4 protein-coding genes and 1 pseudogene are annotated in these 4,157 nt (G+C 70.3%); all 5 read left to right on the plus strand.

The window, feature by feature from the left end:
• The coding region (locus ABZ948_RS40795) for a hypothetical protein (protein WP_359768185.1) at nt 1-186 on the plus strand (186 nt) is incomplete at its 5' end.
• Nucleotides 173-1,939 carry a protein translocase subunit SecD gene (gene secD / locus ABZ948_RS40800; RefSeq protein ID WP_359768186.1) on the plus strand — a complete coding sequence of 589 codons (1,767 nt, stop codon included), beginning with the start codon at nt 173-175 and terminating at the stop codon, nt 1,937-1,939. The genes ABZ948_RS40795 and secD, both read left to right, overlap by 14 nt.
• Nucleotide 1,940: 1 nt before the next feature.
• Nucleotides 1,941-3,062 (plus strand): protein translocase subunit SecF, encoded by a 1,122-nt coding sequence (gene secF, locus ABZ948_RS40805; protein ID WP_359768187.1) that lies wholly within the window; start codon nt 1,941-1,943, stop codon nt 3,060-3,062.
• Nucleotides 3,059-3,598 carry an adenine phosphoribosyltransferase gene (locus tag ABZ948_RS40810; protein ID WP_359768188.1) on the plus strand — a complete coding sequence of 180 codons (540 nt, stop codon included), beginning with the start codon at nt 3,059-3,061 and terminating at the stop codon, nt 3,596-3,598. Before secF ends, ABZ948_RS40810 begins: the two co-directional genes overlap by 4 nt.
• A 193-nt stretch (nt 3,599-3,791) precedes the next feature.
• Nucleotides 3,792-4,157, plus strand: a pseudogene (locus ABZ948_RS40815) (hypothetical protein); the annotation flags it as partial.

The following is a 4,157-nucleotide window of genomic DNA, read 5'->3' on the forward strand; positions in this document are numbered from 1 at the left end:
GCCGAGCGGGAGGACGTCTTCTACCTCACCTTCCAGGAGTTCCACGAGGTGGTGCGCTCGCAGCGGGTGGATCACCGGCTCATCCGGCAGCGCGACACGGAATCCCGACACCATGTCATGGCCGCCCGTCCGCCGATCCGGAGCGAGGTGGCCCGAGAGGGAGTACGAGAAGGTGGCCACACCTAAAAAGGGCCGGAACGCGAGCGCCCAGAGCAAGCCGTGGCGCTCGCTGGCCCTGATCCTGATCGCCATCGCGGCGCTCACCGGTGGAATGTTCGCCTCGGGGCACACGACCCCGCGTCTCGGCATCGACCTGGCCGGCGGCACGAGCATCACGCTCCGCGCGGTTCCCGAGGCCGGCAACGAGTCGGCGATCAACAAGACCAACATGGACACCGCCGTCTCCATCATGGAGCGCCGTGTCAATGGTCTGGGCGTCTCGGAGGCCGAGGTCCAGACGCAGGGCCGCGACAACATCGTCGTGAACATCCCCAAGGGGACCAACTCCGAGCAGGCCCGCAAGCAGGTAGGCACCACCGCAAAGCTCTACTTCCGCCCGGTCATCGCCACCGAGGTCTCCGGCGGCAACGGCACGGCCAGCCCCTCCCCGAGCCCCACCGGCAGCCCCTCGGCCGAGCCGTCGGGCAAGGCCAGCGACAAGCCCGAGGCCACCGACAAGAACTCGGCGTCCCCGTCCGCGAGCCCCACCACGCAGGGCCGCGCCGTCACGGACGCGCTGAAGGCCGACGCGACCCCGTCCGCGAGCGCCTCGGACAAGGCGAAGGCCAGCCCCTCCCCGTCCGCCTCCGGCGGCACCTCCGGTGACGACCCGAGCAAGCTCCAGGAGCAGTACGCCGCACTGGACTGCACCAACACCAAGACCCGCTCCACGGTCGGTGACGGCGCCAAGGCCAGCGAGTCGACCCTGGCCTGCGGCCAGAACTCGCAGGGCCAGTGGCAGAAGTACATCCTCGGCCCCGCCGAGGTCGACGGCACCGACGTCGACAAGGCCCAGGCCGTCCTGAACACCCAGACCGGTGCGGGCTGGACGGTCACGATGGACTTCACGGACGGCGGCGCCAAGAAGTTCGCCGCCGTCACCGGCAAGCTGGCGCAGAACCAGTCCCCGCAGAACCAGTTCGCGATCGTCCTCGACGGTGACGTGGTCTCCGACCCGTACGTCCGGCAGGCCCTGACCGGCGGCAACGCGGAGATCTCCGGCAACTTCAACCAGCAGTCCGCCCAGGAACTCGCCAACATGCTGACCTACGGCGCGCTGCCGCTGACCTTCAAGGTCGACAGCATGACGACCGTCACCGCCGCGCTGGGCGGTGACCAGCTGCAGGCCGGTCTGATCGCCGGCGCGATCGGTCTCGCCCTGGTCGTCCTGTACCTGCTGGTCTACTACCGCGGTCTGTCGTTCGTCGCGATCCTGTCGCTGCTGGTCTCCGCGGCCCTGACCTACACCCTCATGTCTCTGCTCGGCCCGGCCATCGGCTTCGCGCTGAACCTGCCGGCCGTGTGCGGTGCCATCGTGGCCATCGGCATCACGGCGGACTCGTTCATCGTGTACTTCGAACGCGTCCGCGACGAGATCCGCGAGGGCCGCTCGCTGCGCCCCGCCGTCGAGCGGGCCTGGCCGCGCGCCCGGCGCACCATCCTGGTCTCCGACTTCGTGTCGTTCCTCGCCGCCGCGGTGCTCTTCATCGTCACCGTCGGCAAGGTGCGCGGCTTCGCCTTCACGCTCGGCCTGACCACGCTGCTCGACGTCGTGGTCGTCTTCCTCTTCACCAAGCCGCTGCTGACCCTGCTGGCCCGCCGTACGTTCTTCGCGAGCGGCCACAAGTGGTCCGGCCTCGACCCGAAGAGCCTGGGTGCCCAGCCGCCACTGCGCCGCACCCGCCGTCCCTCCGCCCCCGTCGAGACGAAGGAGGCGTGAGATGTCGAAACTCGGCAACCTCGGCGCCCGGCTGCACCGTGGCGAGATCGGCTACGACTTCGTCAAGAACCGCAAGATCTGGTACGGCCTGTCGATCCTGATCACCATCACGGCCATCGTCGGCCTGGCGGTGCGCGGCCTGAACATGGGCATCGAGTTCCAGGGCGGTGCCGTCTTCACCACCCCGAAGAACATCAGCACCTCGGTGTCCCAGGCCGAGGAGTACGCGGAAACGGCCTCCGGCCACGACGCGATCGTCCAGAAGCTCGGCGACGGCAGCCTGCGGATCCAGGTCGCGGGCATCGAGACCGACAAGGCCAACCAGATCAAGGACCGGCTCTCGGACGACCTCAAGGTCGACGCGGAGCAGATCAACGCCGAGCTGGTCGGTCCCAGCTGGGGTGAGCAGATCGCCAACAAGGCCTGGCAGGGCCTCGGCATCTTCCTGATCCTCGTGGTCATCTACCTGGCGATCGCCTTCGAGTGGCGCATGGCCCTCGCGGCGTTCATCGCCCTGATCCACGACATCACCATCACGGTCGGCATCTACGCCCTCGTCGGCTTCGAGGTCACACCGGGCACGGTGATCGGTCTGCTGACCATCCTCGGCTACTCGCTCTACGACACGGTCGTGGTCTTCGACAGCCTCAAGGAACAGACGAAGGACCTCACCAAGCAGACCCGCTGGACCTACAGCGACGTCGCCAACCGCTCGATCAACAGCACCCTGGTCCGCTCCATCAACACCACGGTGGTGGCACTGCTGCCGGTGGCGGGCCTGCTGTTCATCGGCGGCGGTGTCCTCGGCGCCGGCATGCTGAACGACATCTCGCTGTCGCTGTTCGTCGGCCTCGCCGCCGGTGCCTACTCCTCGATCTTCATCGCCACGCCGCTCGTCGCCGACCTCAAGGAGCGCGAGCCGCAGATGAAGGCGCTGAAGAAGCGCGTCCTGGCCAAGCGGTCCCAGGCCGCCGCCCAGGGCGAGACCGCCCAGGCGGAGACCGCGGACGAGTCCTACGGCGACGAGCCCGAGGACGCCGCGCCCGCCGCGGTCGTCGGCCCGCGGAACCAGCCCGCGTCCCGCAGCCGCGGCCGCGGCCGTCCCTCGGGGAAGCGCCGATGACCGACATCAGGGAGCTGCTGCTCAGCCGCATCCGGGACGTGGCCGACTACCCGGAGCCGGGCGTGATGTTCAAGGACATCACCCCGCTGCTGGCGGACCCGGCGGCGTTCACCGCGCTCACCGACGCCCTCGCCGAGATCGCCGAGCGCACCCGCGCCACCAAGGTCGTCGGCCTGGAGGCCCGCGGCTTCATCCTCGGCGCCCCGGTCGCCGTCCGCGCCGGCCTCGGTTTCATCCCCGTGCGCAAGGCGGGCAAGCTCCCCGGAGCCACCCTCGCCCAGGCCTACGACCTGGAGTACGGCTCGGCCGAGATCGAGGTGCACGCCGAGGACCTGAGCCCCGACGACCGCATCCTGGTCATCGACGACGTCCTCGCCACCGGCGGCACCGCCGAGGCCTCCCTCCAGCTCATCCGCCGGGCGGGCGCCGAGGTCGCGGGTCTCGCGGTCCTCATGGAGCTCGGCTTCCTGAGCGGCCGCGCCCGCCTGGAGCCGGCGCTGAACGGTGCCCCGCTGGAGGCGCTGCTCACGGTCTAGCACCCCCTGAGCAGCCCGGTGGACACCGGCACGACACCGCACGGGCGGGCCCGGAACATCCGGCGCCCGCCTCGTGCGTTTCTCGGGTAGACGGTCCTCACATTGGCCTGAAGGCGATCCTGGGGCGCAGGATGGCTACCATGGGGTCTCCGGAGCCTGACCGGGGGACCCGGATCGCGCACGAGGAGCCCTCTTGCCAGACGAGGCCCAGCACCTGACCGCCGCCAAGCCCGAGTCCGCCTCGGCAGCCGCGGCGAAGCCCGCGCCGAACGCGCCCCACGCGAAGAACGACACCCGCGGGCCGGTGGAGCACGCCCAGGCGGCGCCGGTCGACAAGCCCGCCGAGCAGTCGCGCCCCAAGCCGGCCCCGCCCGCGGTGCGCCAGAGCGCCGGCCAGCCGGCCCGCACCGGCTCCTCCAACCGCGTCCGCGCCCGTCTGGCCCGCCTCGGCGTGCAGCGCGCGAACCCCTACAACCCGGTGCTGCCCGGCCGCCGCCTGGGCGGAACTTTCGTCCAAGACGGGACCGCCGAAGTCGGCGACCGTAGAGGCATGCGCAGT

The sequence above is a fragment of the Streptomyces olindensis genome, from assembly GCF_040645895.1.
GTDB lineage: Bacteria > Actinomycetota > Actinomycetes > Streptomycetales > Streptomycetaceae > Streptomyces > Streptomyces olindensis.